The 14,817-nt window shown below is 71.5% G+C and carries 10 protein-coding genes and 1 pseudogene; 5 read left to right on the plus strand and 6 right to left on the minus strand.

What is annotated here, in order from left to right; all coding sequences use genetic code 11:
- Positions 1 to 98 precede the first annotated feature (98 nt).
- From ACPXBU_RS31935 to uvrB, 3 genes are all read right to left on the minus strand, one after another.
- Positions 99 to 467: a VOC family protein gene (locus ACPXBU_RS31935; protein WP_425761043.1), complete on the minus strand. Its 369-nt coding sequence runs from the start codon at positions 465 to 467 to the stop codon at positions 99 to 101.
- A gap of 111 nt (positions 468 to 578) precedes the next feature.
- Positions 579 to 1,514, minus strand: a complete 936-nt coding sequence (locus tag ACPXBU_RS31940) for a helix-turn-helix domain-containing protein (protein ID WP_425761044.1) — start codon at positions 1,512 to 1,514, stop codon at positions 579 to 581.
- Positions 1,515 to 1,588: 74 nt separating this feature from the next.
- Positions 1,589 to 3,697: an excinuclease ABC subunit UvrB gene (gene uvrB, locus ACPXBU_RS31945; RefSeq protein ID WP_393363097.1), complete on the minus strand. Its 2,109-nt coding sequence runs from the start codon at positions 3,695 to 3,697 to the stop codon at positions 1,589 to 1,591.
- 300 nt (positions 3,698 to 3,997) lie between these two features.
- Between uvrB and ACPXBU_RS31950 the strand changes: the two genes are divergently transcribed.
- Positions 3,998 to 5,764, plus strand: a complete 1,767-nt coding sequence (locus ACPXBU_RS31950) for a hypothetical protein (protein ID WP_425761045.1) — start codon at positions 3,998 to 4,000, stop codon at positions 5,762 to 5,764.
- A gap of 9 nt (positions 5,765 to 5,773) precedes the next feature.
- Here ACPXBU_RS31950 and coaE read toward each other — a convergent pair whose 3' ends face one another.
- Together coaE and rpsA are read right to left on the minus strand one after the other, a co-directional pair.
- Entirely contained in the window at positions 5,774 to 6,955 is a 1,182-nt protein-coding gene (gene coaE, locus ACPXBU_RS31955; protein ID WP_425761046.1) for a dephospho-CoA kinase, read from the minus strand.
- Positions 6,956 to 7,565: 610 nt separating this feature from the next.
- Positions 7,566 to 9,077, minus strand: coding sequence for a 30S ribosomal protein S1 (gene rpsA / locus ACPXBU_RS31960; protein ID WP_357069728.1), 1,512 nt, complete (start codon positions 9,075 to 9,077; stop codon positions 7,566 to 7,568).
- 458 nt (positions 9,078 to 9,535) lie between these two features.
- On the opposite strand from rpsA, the gene ACPXBU_RS31965 reads away from it, so the two are divergent.
- The 4 genes and pseudogenes from ACPXBU_RS31965 to ACPXBU_RS31980 all read left to right on the plus strand — a co-directional run.
- The gene (locus ACPXBU_RS31965; protein WP_425761047.1) at positions 9,536 to 10,342 is read left to right on the plus strand and encodes a class I SAM-dependent methyltransferase; all 807 of its coding nucleotides are present in this window, start codon (positions 9,536 to 9,538) and stop codon (positions 10,340 to 10,342) included.
- 56 nt (positions 10,343 to 10,398) lie between these two features.
- Positions 10,399 to 11,001 (plus strand): Uma2 family endonuclease, encoded by a 603-nt coding sequence (locus ACPXBU_RS31970; RefSeq protein ID WP_425761048.1) that lies wholly within the window; start codon positions 10,399 to 10,401, stop codon positions 10,999 to 11,001.
- 52 nt (positions 11,002 to 11,053) lie between these two features.
- Positions 11,054 to 11,272, plus strand: a complete 219-nt coding sequence (locus ACPXBU_RS31975) for a DUF2945 domain-containing protein (protein WP_393363113.1) — start codon at positions 11,054 to 11,056, stop codon at positions 11,270 to 11,272.
- Positions 11,259 to 11,603: pseudogene (locus ACPXBU_RS31980) on the plus strand (DUF3140 domain-containing protein); the annotation flags it as partial. The gene ACPXBU_RS31975 and the pseudogene ACPXBU_RS31980, both read left to right, overlap by 14 nt.
- Positions 11,604 to 11,992: 389 nt before the next feature.
- Here ACPXBU_RS31980 and polA read toward each other — a convergent pair.
- Entirely contained in the window at positions 11,993 to 14,692 is a 2,700-nt protein-coding gene (gene polA / locus ACPXBU_RS31985) for a DNA polymerase I (RefSeq protein ID WP_393363116.1), read from the minus strand.
- Positions 14,693 to 14,817 lie beyond the last annotated feature (125 nt).

Here is a 14,817-nt window from a genome sequence, read left to right on the forward strand (position 1 = left end):
GCTCAGGGCCGGGGCTCAGGGCCGGGGCTCAGGGCCGGGGCTCAGGGCCGGGGCTCAGGGCCGGGGCTCAGGGCCGGGGCTCAGGGCCGGGCCGGGGCTCAGGGCCGGTAGGTGCCGAAGGCCCAGACGTTGCCGGCCAGGTCGCGGGCCGCGTAGTCACGGGAGCCGTAGTCGGTGTCGAACGGCTCCTGGGTGATCTCGGCCCCGGCCGCACGGGCCTGGGCACAGTGGGCGTCGACGTCCGGCACGGCCACGTACACCGACCAGTGGTCGTGAGCCGGACTGGGCGTCGCGTCGGCCCGAGCGCCCAACATGATCATGCCGTCGTCGAGGACGAGTTCGGCGTGCGCGACACTGCCGTCCGGTGCGTCGTGCACGGCGTGCACCTGGAAACCGAAGGCGGAGCAGAGCCAGTCGATCGCGGCGCGGGGATCGGGGTAACGGAAGACGGGGTAGACGGTTCGCATGACCACAGTGTGCGGCCGCCGGCCCGAAACCGGATTGGACGAATGTGACCTCGGCGGGTCGTTCGGGAACCGGGCGGTGCGTCAGCCGGCCAGGGTCGACCGGGCGGTGCCTCAGCCGGCCAGGGTCGACCGGGCGGCGAGCAGCGCGGTCGGGGTCGCCCCCGCGAACTGGTGAAAGTCCCGGATCAGGTGCGACTGGTCGTAGTAGCCGCAGCGCGCCGCCACCGCGGCCCAGTCCACGGCGTGCGCCCTGCCGGATGAGGTCGCCGACGGTCCCGGGCCGGACGGGTCCGCGTCGGCCGCGGACGGGCCGGCGTCGCTCGGCGGTCTGGCGCCCGGGGCGAGCACGGCGTGCGACCCCACGTCGCTCAGCGCCGTGCACGCGTGCTGGAAGCGCAGCAACCGCGCGACCATCTTGGGTGGCAGCCCGATCTCCTGCCGGAACCGGGATGCGAGGTGCCGCCGGCTCCAGCCCAGCTCGTCGGCGAGTAGACCCACACCCTCCTGGCCACCGCTGGCCACCAGCCACCGCCACGCCCAGTCGAGCTGGGCGTCCACCGGCGGCGACGCCGCCAGGCGGCCGGTGAGCACCCGGTCGAGCAGGGCGAAGCGCTCCGGCCAGGTTGCCGCCTCGGCGAGCTGGCCCCGCAGCCGATCCAGCCAACGGCCCGGGAGCTGCCCGACACCCACGGCACGATTTGTCAGCTCGCTCAGCGGCAGACCGAGCAGCCGGCGGGCGGTCAGTGGAGCGAGCAGCAGCTCGACGCCCTCCCCCACACCCATCGTGCGCGTGGTGCACCAGCCGTCGAAGGTGCCGGCCACGAACGAGTCGACCCCGCTGGCGCCGCGCTCCGCGCTGCGCGGGTCGGTCACCTCCAGCGGGGCGCCCCAGCCCAGGATCAGCACCACGAAGACGCCCGCCGACTCCCGGCGGACCAGTGGGAGGTCCGCCCGTTCCCGATAGCCGACGTACCTGTCGACGAACGGGCGCAGGCTGATCTCGGGCAGCCCGAGGACCATCTCCCCGACCGGTGCCACAGCGGTCATCCTCGCCCCACCCTTCGCCCGCCCGGGTCGGCCGCCTCCTCGGCGGGGCGCCGGTCACGCCCCGCCGATTGTCGTCACTTCACGCCGGCGGCGTCCATGCCGCGCAGCTCCTTCTTCAGGTCGGAGACCTCGTCACGGATCCGGGCCGCCAGCTCGAACTGCAGCTCGCGGGCGGCGGCCAGCATCTGGTCGCTGAGCTCCTGGATGAGCTGGGCGAGGTCGGCGCGGGCCATCCCCTCCCGCGAGGTGGTCGTGGCGGCGCCCCGGCTCCGGCTCCGGGTCTCCTTGACCGGCGCCTTGCCCCGGGAAAGCTGACGCACCGCGCCACCGACCCGGGAGTTTTCGGTGTCCTCCGCCTCGCGGTAGATGTCGTCCAGGATGTCGTGGATCTTCTTACGCAACGGCTCCGGGCTGATCCCGTGCGCCTCGTTGTGCGCGATCTGCTTGGCCCGACGCCGATCGGTCTCGTCGATCGCCGCCGCCATCGACGGTGTGATCTTGTCGGCGTACATGTGCACCTGACCGGAGACGTTACGGGCGGCCCGCCCGATGGTCTGGATCAGCGACCGGCCGCTGCGCAGGAAGCCCTCCTTGTCGGCGTCGAGGATCGCCACCAACGACACCTCGGGCAGGTCGAGGCCTTCGCGGAGCAGGTTGATGCCGACCAGCACGTCGTAGTCGCCCTTGCGCAGCTCGCGCAGCAGCTCCACCCGGCGCAGGGTGTCGACCTCCGAGTGCAGGTAGCGCACCCGGATGCCGTTTTCCAGCAGGTAGTCGGACAGGTCCTCGGCCATCTTCTTGGTCAGGGTGGTGACCAGAACCCGCTCGTCGCGGTCGGTACGCAGCTTGATCTCGTGCATCAGGTCGTCGATCTGACCCTTGGTCGGCTTGATCACGACCTCCGGGTCGACCAGACCCGTGGGCCGGATGACCTGCTCGACGAACTCGCCCTGCGCCTGCTCCATCTCCCACGTGCCCGGAGTCGCGGACAGGTAGACCATCTGGCCGACCCGCTCCAGGAACTCGTCGAAGCGCAGCGGTCGGTTGTCGGCCGCGCTGGGCAGCCGGAAACCGTGGTCGATGAGCATCCGCTTGCGGGACGCGTCGCCCTCGTACATGCCGCCGATCTGCGGGATGGTGACGTGCGACTCGTCGACCACCGTGAGGAAGTCGTCGGGGAAGTAGTCGAGCAGGGCGTGCGGCGGACTGCCGGGCAGCCGCCCGTCCATGTGCATCGAGTAGTTCTCGATGCCGGAGCAGAAGCCCACCTGCCGCATCATCTCGATGTCGTAGGTGGTGCGCATGCGCAGCCGCTGCGCCTCCAGCAGCTTGCCCTGCCGTTCCAGCTCGGCGAGGCGCTCGGCCAGCTCCACCTCGATGTCACGGATCGCCCGCTCCATCCGCTCCGGGCCGGCCGCGTAGTGCGTGGCGGGGAAGATCACCAACTGGTCGACCTCGCGGACCACGTCACCTGTCAACGGATTGAGGTAGTAGAGCTTCTCCACCTCGTCACCGAACAGCTCGATGCGGATCGCCAGCTCCTCGTACGCCGGGATGATCTCCAGCGTGTCGCCGCGGACCCGGAACGTGCCGCGCTGGAAGGCCATGTCATTGCGGGTGTATTGGATGTCGACGAGCCGGCGCAGCAACTGGTCGCGGTCGAGCTCATGCCCGACCTGCACCTTCACCGCCCGATTGAGGTATTCCTCCGGGGTGCCCAGGCCGTAGATCGCCGAGACGGTCGCCACCACGATCACGTCGCGGCGGGTGAGCAGCGACATCGTCGCCGAGTGCCGCAGCCGCTCCACCTCCTCGTTGATCGAGGAGTCCTTCTCGATGTAGGTGTCGGTCTGCGGGATGTAGGCCTCGGGCTGGTAGTAGTCGTAGTACGAGACGAAGTATTCGACCGCGTTGTGCGGCAGCAGCTCGCTGAACTCCTTGGCGAGCTGCGCGCAGAGCGTCTTGTTCGGGGCGAGCACCAGGGTCGGGCGCTGCAACCGCTCGATCAACCACGCCGTGGTGGCGCTCTTGCCGGTGCCGGTCGCGCCGAGCAGCACTGTGTTGCGGTCGCCGCGTCGAACCCGACGCTCAAGGTCGTCGATGGCTGCCGGCTGGTCGCCGGCCGGCTGGAACTCACTGACGACCTGGAAGCGGCTGTCGAGCCGGGGAATGTCGAGCGCCATGCCGTCAACGGTACGCCGGAGGTCCGACAGGTTTGGCCGTCACGCCAGGTACGTGATCAGCTTCAATATTCCCATTGTGTGGCCCATGTCACCGGGACTACCCTCTCCATGTAGGCCGCTCGCGGCGGCCGACCGGGCCGGTGGCCAGGCCGTCATCACGGCCGGCTGCCCCCGGCACTGCGGTCGCAGCACCCGGCTCGTCCGGCGTGCGCACCCGTGTGGTCGCGCTCGAGGCGCAGACCGGCCGCCGCGAGCGCCCCATGCTCGTCACCCCGGCGCCTCCCCGCCCGTTTCACATCCGTGGACACCTCTGCGACCCCGCCGCCCGACGCCACCACCCCCACGGCCACGCCCCGACCGGGCGGCACCGGCAGGCGCAGCACCTCCGCGGCAGGCAAGCACGGCAACCCGGCCGCCGGACCGCTCGGCGCCGGTCGCCGCGGCGCCACCGCCCGGCGCTCCGGCAGGACCCCGAGGACCACCCGGCCCGACGACACCACCGACTCGACCGCCGACACCACCGACACCGCAGGTCCCGGCCCGGCCGGCCGCCGCCGGCGACGTACCGTGCTGATGGTGCTCGGTCTGACCGCTGTGACGTCCGCGACGGCGTTGGTGTTCGGGTTGTTGAGCTGGGCGCCCGACCCACCCGAGCCCGCCCGGCCGCTGACCGCCGCCGAGGGGGAGCGACTGGCCGCCCTGCGGGTCACCAACCTGCGGGATCTACGCGCCGGGGTCCGCGTCACGGCCGGCGTCGACGCGGCCCGGATCGAGCTGGTGGGCTGGGTGGACTGGTCGCGGTCCCTGCTCTACCTGGACGTGGGCGGGCCCGGCGCGGGTGCCGAACGCGGGCTGGTGCAGAGGGCCGGGTCGGTGCTGGTGATCCGGCCCGACCCGGCGGCGGTGCCCACCCCCGCCGCGCCTCCGCTGGTGCCTCCGACCGATCGGTGGCGGCTGCACCGCCTGCCGCCCGAGGCGAGCCTGGCGCCGGTGCTCGACCTGCTCCTCGGCCTCGCGGCCGACCGCCCGGACGCGGCCCCGGCGGTGTCGGGCGGCACCGCGCGCTGGATCGCCCGGGACACCGTGGCGGGCGGCCCGGTGGACGTTCTCCAGGCACCGCTACCCGCCGGGGCACCGGCCGCGAGCAGCACCCCGGCCGGCAGCACCACGGCCAGCAGCAGCCCGGCCGGAAGCACCACGGCGAGCAGCACCCCGGCGGGCAGCAGCCCGGCGCGGGTGCCGGGTTACTCGTCGGCGGGCACCGAGCCGGACGGGCAGACCCGGTACTGGCTCGACCAGGACGCTCGGCTGCACAAGCTCGTCACCCGGTTGCCCGGCGTCGGCCCGGTCACGGTGACCCTGCACCGGGCGGACCGGCCGACCCTGCGGCCGGTGGACGCCCTCGGCGGCCGGCCGGGCCTCCCCCGCGCGCTGAGCGACGCCGAACAGCGTCGACTGGACCGGCTGCCGGTCCGGCTACGCGCCCAGGGCGGTGTGGCGGTCACGCTCACCGCGCCGACGGGCACGGACACGAACCTGCGGGGCACCGGCTGGATGAGCTGGACCACGCGCACCGCGTACCTCGCGGTTGCCGACCTGGGCGTACCGGATCGCCGGAGCCTGCTGCGGCGCGACGCCGCAGGTCTGGCCCGAGCGGACCTGCCGGCGGCGGTCGCCGGTGGCGGCACGGCGGAGGCGCCGGGGCGGCCACCGCTGCCGCCCCCGGCCGGGGCGTGGCGGGTGTCCCGATCCGCCGGCGACGACGTGGGCCTGCTCGTCGACGCCGCGCTGGCCGCCGGGTCGGTCGGGCCACTCGGCACGGCCGTGCGGGTACGCGAGGACGTCACCGCCGGACGGACCGTGGACGTCGTCGAGGTGGGTGCGGCAGCCGCGCGGCTGCGCTACTGGATCGACCGTGACGGGTCGCTGCGGCGGCTGGAGCTGCGCACCAGCGGCAACGCGTGGGCCCAACTGGATCTCCACCCGGCCGCGGTGCCCCGACTGGCCCCGGTGCCCCGACCGGCTGCCAAACCTCGGCCCTCCCCCGTTCGGCCCGGTGCCCGTTGAGCGGTGCGCTCAGGGCCGCCAGCCGGTCTGCGTGGCCCACTGCTCGGCCCGCAGGTACTCCTCGTCGAACCACGGGTCCCGGGCCGTGCCGGAGCCGCCGGCGGCCGGTGCCGCGTCGACCAGGTCTCGCTTGAGCTGCAGGTACGCGGCCCGCTGATCCGGGTCGGCACGCAGGTGGTCGCGCATCAGCAACGCGTACCGCCAGCCGGGCGACCCCTCCAGCCGCACGTGCAGGCGAACCGGACGGGCCGGATCGGCGCTGCCGTGCAGCCGCTTCTCCCACCGACCGCTGCCGGCCGGGCGCGGATCGTCCCACCACTGCCCCGGCACCCGCGGGAACCCGGCGTTCGCCAGCCGGTCGGTCAACGCCCCGTCGGCGTCCGTCAGGCTGGACACGGCCACCTGTACGTCGATGACGTCCTGGGCGGCCAGGCCGGGCACCGCGGTCGAGCCGATGTGGTCGATCCGCAGGGCGTCCGAGCCCAGGGTGTGCCGAATCCGGGCGGCCAGCCGCGCGTACTGCTCGGGCCAGCCCGCGTCGGTCCCCGTCGGGTCGTCCCCGTCCGGCTGCGCCACCCGCCGCTGACGCAGGTTGTCCTCGTAGGGCCGCAGCCGTTGCCGCCAGAGCGCGTCGACGGCGTCGTGCAACGCCGCCAGGCTCCCGTCGTTGCCGAGCACCACGTCGGCAGCCGCCCGGCGACGGGCGTCGTCGGTCTGGGCGGCGATCCGCCGCTCGGCCTCCACGCGACCCATCCCCCGGTCGCGCACCAGCCGTTCCAGTCGGGTCGACACGGTCGTCTGCACCACGATCACCAGGTGGTACGTCGGCGCGAGACCCACCTCGACCAGCAGCGGCACGTCGTTGACGACGATCGCGTCGGGAGGTGCCGCGGCGGCCAACTCCGCGGTGCGGGCCCGCACCCGAGGATGCGTGATCGACTCCAACCGTCGGCGGGCGGCCTCGTCGGCGAACACCACCGCGCCCAGTGCGGCACGGTCCAGCGCGCCGTCGGCGTCCAGCACCGCGTCGGAGAAGGCGGCGACGATCTCGGCCAGCCCGTCGCTGCCCGGCGCGACGACCTCCCGGGCCACCCGGTCGGCGTCGATGAGCACCGCTCCCCGTTCGACGAGCCGCGCCGCCACCGCGCTCTTGCCCGACCCGATCCCGCCGGTCAATCCCACCCTCAGCACCCGACCAGTCAACCGGATCCACAAGCCCGCCGCCAAACCCACCCACAGCCCGGTGACCTCCGAGCCCATCTCGGGCCCCGACAACGCCCGGCTTCGACCGCACTCGGCTTCGACCGACGCCCCGCGCCCCCGCGCCCCCGCGCCCCCGCGCCCCCGCGCCCCCGCGCCAAGATCGTGCTCGAACCAGGATGCCAACACCGTTGCGTCAGGGCTGTGGCCGGCAGGTCAGCACGTGCTGGATAAGGGACTCCTGGGAGTGCAGCTAGGTCAGGGCGTGTCTCGCGAGAAGTTCGCGCCGATCTTGCAGTTTCGGTTGTCCATATAGGTGATATGCCCCTTGTGTCGGGACAGAAAGTGCAAGATCGCGAAGCGGGGGCAGTCTGGGGCTGGCAATCACCTGGTCCTGGTGCCGGGTTTGGGGCTTCATGGGCTCGGTTCCGGACCATGCCCCGCCCGCAACTCGACCGGGATACCCCGCCCGCGCGACCCGCCCGGGATGCCGCGTCCGTGACTCGCGCCCGGGGGCGTACGGCGGTACGGCGAAGGCCCCGCCCCCGACGATCCGGAGATCGTGGGGGCGGGGCCCGTCGTCGTTCAGTCGTTCAGCGGGTCACTTACCGCCGGCGAGCTTCTCCCGCAGTGCGGCGAGCGCCTCGTCGGTGGCCAGGGTGCCGGCCGGCTCCTCGGCCTGCCGGCTCGGGGCCGGGCTGGACGAGGAGGTGGTGCCACCGCCACCGGTGCCGCCCGCGGCCGGAACGACCGGGGTCGGGTTGGCGGCAGCCTCGGCGTCGGCGGCCCGAGAGGTCTGCACCTGCTTGGTGTGGGCCTCCCAGCGCTGACGAGCCTCGGCGTACTGGTTCTCCCAGGTCTCGCGCTGCTTGTCGTACCCCTCGAGCCACTCGCCCGTCTCGGGGTCGAAGCCCTCCGGGTAGATGTAGTTGCCCTCGGTGTCGTACGTCGCGGCCATGCCGTAGAGGGTGGGGTCGAAGTGCTCCTCGCCCTCGACGAAGCCCTCGTTGGCCTGCTTGAGCGACAGCGAGATCCGGCGACGCTCCAGGTCGATGTCGATGACCTTGACCATGACCTCGGAGCCGACCTGGACGACCTGCTCCGGGATCTCCACGTGGCGCTCGGCCAGCTCGGAGATGTGGACCAGGCCCTCGATGCCGTCGTCCACCCGGACGAACGCACCGAACGGCACCAGCTTGGTGACCTTACCCGGCACGATCTGCTGGATCGCGTGGGTGCGGGCGAACTGCCGCCACGGGTCCTCCTGGGTCGCCTTCAGCGACAGCGAGACGCGCTCGCGGTCCAGGTCGACGTCCAGGACCTCGACCTCGACCTCCTGGCCCACCTCGACAACCTCGGACGGGTGGTCGATGTGCTTCCAGGACAGCTCGGAGACGTGCACCAGACCGTCGACGCCGCCAAGGTCGACGAAGGCGCCGAAGTTGACGATCGAGGACACGACGCCCTTGCGGACCTGGCCCTTCTGCAGCTTGTTGAGGAACTCGGTGCGCACCTCGGACTGCGTCTGCTCCAGCCAGGCCCGGCGGGACAGGACCACGTTGTTGCGGTTCTTGTCCAGCTCGATGATCTTGGCCTCGAGCTCCCGCCCGACGTACGGCTGCAGGTCACGCACACGACGCATCTCGACCAGGGACGCGGGCAGGAAGCCGCGCAGCCCGATGTCGAGGATGAGGCCGCCCTTGACCACCTCGATGACCGAACCGCGGACGACGCCGTCCTCGTCCTTGATCTTCTCGATCGTGCCCCAGGCCCGCTCGTACTGTGCCCGCTTCTTGGAGAGGATCAGACGACCCTCCTTGTCCTCCTTCTGGAGGACCAGGGCCTCGATGTGGTCGCCAACCGTCACAACCTCGGCGGGGTCCACGTCGTGCTTGATCGACAACTCCCGAGAGGGGATGACACCCTCGGTCTTGTAGCCGATGTCGAGCAGGACCTCGTCCCGATCGACCTTGACGACGGTGCCTTCGACAATGTCGCCGTCGTTGAAGTACTTGATGGTCTCGTCGATCGCGGCGAGGAATGCCTCCTCGGAACCGAGATCGTCGTGGGTGACCCGGGTGGCGCTCGAGGGGGCCTCGATGCTGCTCGTCATGTGGGCGGTTGCTCCGGTCGGTGGGTTGTCACAGCAGGCTGGTGTCGCAGTGACCTGTTCGCGCCAACGGATCCGTCGCCGGGCACACCGAACGATCGCCTAGTGAGATCATGATGTGGCTCCGTCGACCGCGTGCCTGCTCCCTGCCGAGGCAACGCGATCCGCGAGCGCATCGTCTAGCCTACCGTGCGCATTACCACAGCGTGCAAGCCCTCCCGGCTTCTCTGTGTGCGGTGACCTGCGAAAGACGAACAATCGCCCGGAAAACACCCCTGCTGTCTCGTGCGTCACAGCAGCCCCAGTCGTTGCCTCGATCTCCTGGAAACCGGCGTGTCCCCACGGCCCGGGCACCCCGGGCGCACGGAAACCGAGTCGATCACACGGTGCCGCGCGAGGAGTCGCGCAGATCTTGGACGCGCCGCCGCACCCGACGGGTGGGTGGGGCCTAGCGTGAGCGCGTGGATGACGACAGCCGGGTCACCCGGCGCCGGGTGGGTGACGCCGAGGCCCGGCGGGCCAACCGTGGCTGGTGGGACACCGACGCCGACGACTACCAGGCTGAGCACGGCGCGTTCCTCGGCGACGTGGACTTCGTCTGGTGCCCGGAAGGTCTGCGCGAGGCCGACGCCCGACTGCTCGGCGACCTGCCCGGCCGACGAGTGCTGGAGGTCGGCTGTGGCGCCGCCGCCGCCGCCCGCTGGCTGGCCACCCAGGGAGCCCGGCCGGTCGCCTTCGACCTGTCCGCCGGCATGTTGCGGCACGCCGCCGAGGCCGCCGACCGCACCGGGGTACGCGTACCGCTGGTGCAGGCCGACGCGCTCGCCCTGCCGTTCGCCGACCAGGCGTTCGACCTCGCCTGCACCGCCTTCGGCGCCATTCCGTTCGTGGACGACTCGGCGGCCCTGCACGCCGGGGTGCACCGGGTGCTGCGCCCCGGCGGGCGGTGGGTGTTCTCGGTGACGCACCCGATGCGCTGGATCTTCCTCGACGACCCCGGCGAGGGCGGGCTGACCGCCGTGCACTCGTACTTCGACCGGTCCCCCTACGTGGAGCAGGACGAGTCCGGCGTCGCGACCTACGTGGAGCAGCACCGCACCCTCGGCGACCGGATCCGGGAGTTGGTCGGCGCGGGGTTCCGGCTGCTGGACCTGGTGGAGCCGGAATGGCCCGAGGGGCACGAGGGCCTCTGGGGGCAGTGGAGCCCGTTACGCGGTCGGCTCTTCCCCGGCACCGCCATCTTCGTCACCGAGAAGCCCGCGGAGTGAGCGCGTCGCACCCGCAGTCCGCCCTGCGTCGCATCGACCGCCGGTAGGCTCGTCCCATGAGCGCCGAGCCCATCCCGACATCACCTGGCCCCTGGTGTCCGGACCCGATGCGGCAGCAGCGTGCCGACTACACGCTGGAGGACCTGCTCACCCTGCCGGACGACGCCCCCCGCGTCGAACTCGTCGACGGAGTAATCCAGGTGACACCCTCCCCCACCCTGGGCCATCAAACCATCTCCCTCCTACTCGCCGGCTGGCTGCTACGGCACGCCCCGGGCAACCTTCGGGTCGCCCAGGCCCTCGGAGTCGGGCTCAGTTTCAACACCAGCCGACAACCGGATGTCCTGCTGTGCCAGGCCGAGGTGCCATCCGGCCGGTCGTTGCTGCGTCCGGTGGACGTGGTCCTCGCCGTGGAGATCGTCTCGCCCGGGACACGACGGATCGACAGGTTCGCGAAGCCCGGCGAGTACGCCGCCGCCGGCATCCCGTTCTACTGGCGCATCGAGCAGGACCCGGTGCACGTCTACGCGTACCGGATCGGCGACCGGGTGGGACCCGGTGGTGAGCGGCAGTACGAGTTGGTCGCCGACGGCGCCGACGTGATCGAGCTGGCCGAGCCGTTCGACATCAAGCTGCCGATCGCCGAGATCACCCCGTAGCGCCTCCCCGGCACGGCCGTTTCGCCGCGCCGACGTCGGGTAGCCGAGGAGCATGGCCGAGCAGCGATTCCGCAAGGGCGACCAGGTCTCCTGGTCGGCCCACGGCAGCCGCGCGTACGGCGTGGTGCAGGAGACGATCACCGAGCGGACGCGGATCAGTGGGCGGGCCGTGAACGCGGCTCCCGACGACCCGCAGTACCTGGTCCGCAGTGACGGTACGGGCCGCGACGTGGCCCACCGACCCGAGGCGCTGCGTCATGAGCAGAAGTAACGAAGGCCGGGACACCTATCGGGAGTTCACCGAGGCGGTGAACATGAAGCCCGCTGAGCTGTCCACGTGGCTGGAGACCGACGAGTCCAAGCAGGTCGGCTGGCACAAGGGCGGCCGCTCCGGTGGCGGCGAGTCCGTCGGACACGAATCCGGCCGGAAGATCATCAACCTGCTCCGGCGCAAACGCGGCGACCTGTCCGAGGGCGACTACAAGCACATGCGCAAGGTGGTCGGCTACGTACGCCGACACATGGCGCAGCGCCCCTCCGGCAACGTCCGCGACACCAAGTGGCGCTGGTCCCTGATGAACTGGGGCCACGACCCGATGAAGTAGCCGGTCAACCGCCGCAAGATCCGTGCAACTTCGGTGAACTTGATGCCTCACAACGCCGCGACACAGCACTTTCCCCGAAGTTGCGCAGATCTTGGAACGGTGCCGCCGGGCCCGGTGCCCGGCCACCACGCCAACGGCCGCGATCAGGACAACCCGGTGAGGCTCCGGCGCAGCCCGACCACCCGACCCACCGCGCCAACCGCCGCGACCACGGCGACCACGGCGACCTGGTCAGGGGTTCCGGGGCAGCCCGACCCACGCAGGGATCACGCCTGACCGCCCGGAGTGGGTCGGGCTGCCCCGGAACCCCCACCGCAACCACAAAGCAGGGATCGAGCCGCCGGGAGAAGGTCGGGCCGCCCCAGACCCCTCACCGAAACCACAGATCAGTGATCGGCGCTGTTCCAGTCGCGCCCGTCGCCGACCGACACCGACAACGGCACCGACAGCGGGTACGCTCCGCCCATCTCCCGCCGGACCAGCGCCTCCAGCGCCTCCCGCTCACCGGGGGCGACCTCGAAGACCAGCTCGTCGTGCACCTGCAACAGCATCCGTGACCGCAGCCCGGCCTCGCTGAGCGCGGTGTCGACGTGCAGCATCGCCACCTTGATGATGTCGGCCGCAGAGCCCTGGATGGGGGCGTTGAGGGCCATCCGCTCGGCGATGTCGCGGCGCTGCCGGTTGTCGCTGACCAGGTCGGGCAGGTAGCGGCGGCGACCCAGGATGGTGGAGGTGTAGCCGTCCTGGCGGGCCCGGGCGACGACCTGGTGCAGGTAGTCGCGCACTCCGCCGAAACCGGCGAAGTAGTTTTCCATCAGCGCACGGGCTTCCTCGGTGTTGATTCCGAGCTGCTGGGACAGACCGAAGGCGCTCAACCCGTACGCCAGGCCGTAGTTCATCGCCTTGATCTTGCGACGCTGGTCGGGGGTGACCTCGTCGAGCGGCACCTCGAAGACCGACGAGGCGGTCGCGGCGTGGAAGTCGGCGCCGGAGTTGAACGCGTCGATCAGCGCGTCGTCCGACGACAGGTGCGCCATGATGCGCATCTCGATCTGGCTGTAGTCGGCGGTGAGCAGGCACTCGTAGCCCTCTCCCACCACGAAGGCCCGACGGATCCGCCGGCCCTCCTCGGTGCGGATCGGGATGTTCTGCAGGTTGGGCTCGGTGGAGGAGAGCCGCCCGGTGGCCGCCACCGTCTGGTTGAAGGTGGTGTGGATCCGGCCGTCGTCGGAGACCGACTTGAGCAGTCCGTCGACCGTCGACTTGAGCTTGGCCACGTCCCGGTGGCGCAGCAGGTGGGCCAACACCGGGTGCGGCTGCTGCGCGTAGAGCCACTGCAGGGCGTCGGCGTCGGTGGTGTAACCGGTCTTGATCTTCTTGGTCTTCGGCAGGCCCAGCTCGGTGAAGAGGATCTCCTGCAACTGCTTGGGCGAGCCGAGGTTGAACTCCCGACCCACCGCCTCGTACGCGCCCTGCGCTGCGGTCTTGACCTCACCGGCGAAGTGCGCCTCCAACTCGTGGAGATAGTCGTTGTCGGCCGCGATGCCGGTGCTCTCCATGGTGGCGAGGACCCGCATCAGCGGCAGCTCCACACCGGCCATCAGCCGGGCGGACTGCTCGCCGTCGCGGGACAACTCGGCGTCGATCGCGTCGGCCAGGTCGAGGGTGGCCCGGGCCTGGAGCATCAGGTTCTGCTCGGCCACGCTCTCGTCGCCGAGCCCGTCGAGGGTGAGCTGACCGGTCTCCGGGACGTCGACCCGCAGCTCGCGGTGCAGGTAGCGCAGCGCCAGGTCGGTCAGGTCGTAGGACCGCTGGTCGGGGCGGGCCAGGTACGCGGCGATCTGGGTGTCGCGGACGATGCCGGCGAGCTGCCAGCCGTGCGCGGCGCAGGCCAGCACCGCCGGCTTGCTGTCGTGCAGCACCTTGGGCCGTTGCGCGTCGGCCAACCAGCCGGCCAGGGCGCCCTCGTCGGTGGCGTCGAGGCCGGTGGGGTCGACCCAGGCCGCCGCACCGCCGGCGGTGGCCAGCGCCAGACCGGTGATCGAGGCGGTGTGCCGGCGGTTGGGGCCGGTGTCGAGCTTGACCGCCAGCCCGACCGGGGTGCCGGTCGGCGCGTGCGTGCTCAGCCAGCCGGCCAACGCGCCGGGCTCGGTGAGCACCTCGCCGGTGAGGTCGAAGCCCGACTCGGCCTCCGGCTCGACCGCCTCCAGGTACTGGTAGAGGCGGTCGCGCAGGATGCGGAACTCCAGCGTGTCGAAGACCTGGTGCACCGCCTCCCGGTCCCATCCGGTCCACCGGGCGTCCTCCGGGCGCAGCGGCAGCTCCAGGTCGGACACCAGGCAGTTGATCTCGTAGTTGCGGATCACGTCGGCGAGCCGCTCCCGCAGGCTGTCGCCGGCCTTGCCCTTGATCTCGTCGGCGCGGGCGATGACGCCCTCCACACCGCCGTACGTGGTGATCCACTTGGCGGCGGTCTTCGGGCCGACGCCGGGGATGCCGGGCAGGTTGTCGCTGGTCTCGCCGACGAGCGCGGCCAGGTCCCGGTACTGCTGTGGCGGAACGCCGTACTTCGCCTCGATCGCCGCCGGGTCCATCCGGGCCAGGTCGGAGACGCCCTTGCGCGGGTAGAGGACGGTGATCTGGTCGTCGACCAGCTGGAACGCGTCGCGGTCACCGCTGCTGATCAGCACCGTCATGCCCTGGTCACGGGCCTGGCAGGCGAGCGTGGCGATGACGTCGTCGGCCTCGAAGCCCTCCTTCTCCACCACCGGGATCTGGAGTGCGGCCAGGACCTCCTTGACCAGGCTGACCTGGCCCTTGAAGTCGGTCGGGGTCTCGCTGCGGCCGGCCTTGTACTCCGCGTACCTGTCGGTGCGGAAGGAGTGGCGGGAGACGTCGAAGGCCACCACGATGTGGCTGGGCTGCTCGTCGCGCAGCACGTTGATCAGCATCGAGGTGAAGCCGTACACCGCATTTGTCGGCTGACCCGTCGTGGTGGAGAAGTTTTCCACGGGCAGGGCGAAGAATGCCCGATATGCCATGGAATGTCCGTCGACGAGAAGCAGGCGCGGTGTCGTAGCTGTCACGGCAGCGACTCTAGTCCGTACGCCCGACAGAACCGCTCGCCGCCTCGCGCGGGGCACAGCGCGCCCTCGGCGTCGCGCTGGACACCGCCGCCCGGCCCGCCCACGCGAAACGAGACCGGCCGGCG

It is taken from the genome of Micromonospora sp. DT231 (assembly GCF_049847025.1).
GTDB lineage: Bacteria > Actinomycetota > Actinomycetes > Mycobacteriales > Micromonosporaceae > Micromonospora.

Excerpts from the sequence above, each read along its gene's own strand:
- ACPXBU_RS31935 (WP_425761043.1), bottom strand. The coding sequence starts at position 467 with ATGCGAACCGTCTACCCCGTCTTCCGTTACCCCGATCCCCGCGCCGCG.
- ACPXBU_RS31940 (WP_425761044.1), bottom strand. The coding sequence starts at position 1,514 with ATGACCGCTGTGGCACCGGTCGGGGAGATGGTCCTCGGGCTGCCCGAG.
- uvrB (WP_393363097.1), bottom strand. The coding sequence starts at position 3,697 with ATGGCGCTCGACATTCCCCGGCTCGACAGCCGCTTCCAGGTCGTCAGT.
- rpsA (WP_357069728.1), bottom strand. The coding sequence starts at position 9,077 with ATGACGAGCAGCATCGAGGCCCCCTCGAGCGCCACCCGGGTCACCCAC.
- ACPXBU_RS31970 (WP_425761048.1), top strand. The coding sequence starts at position 10,399 with ATGAGCGCCGAGCCCATCCCGACATCACCTGGCCCCTGGTGTCCGGAC.
- ACPXBU_RS31975 (WP_393363113.1), top strand. The coding sequence starts at position 11,054 with ATGGCCGAGCAGCGATTCCGCAAGGGCGACCAGGTCTCCTGGTCGGCC.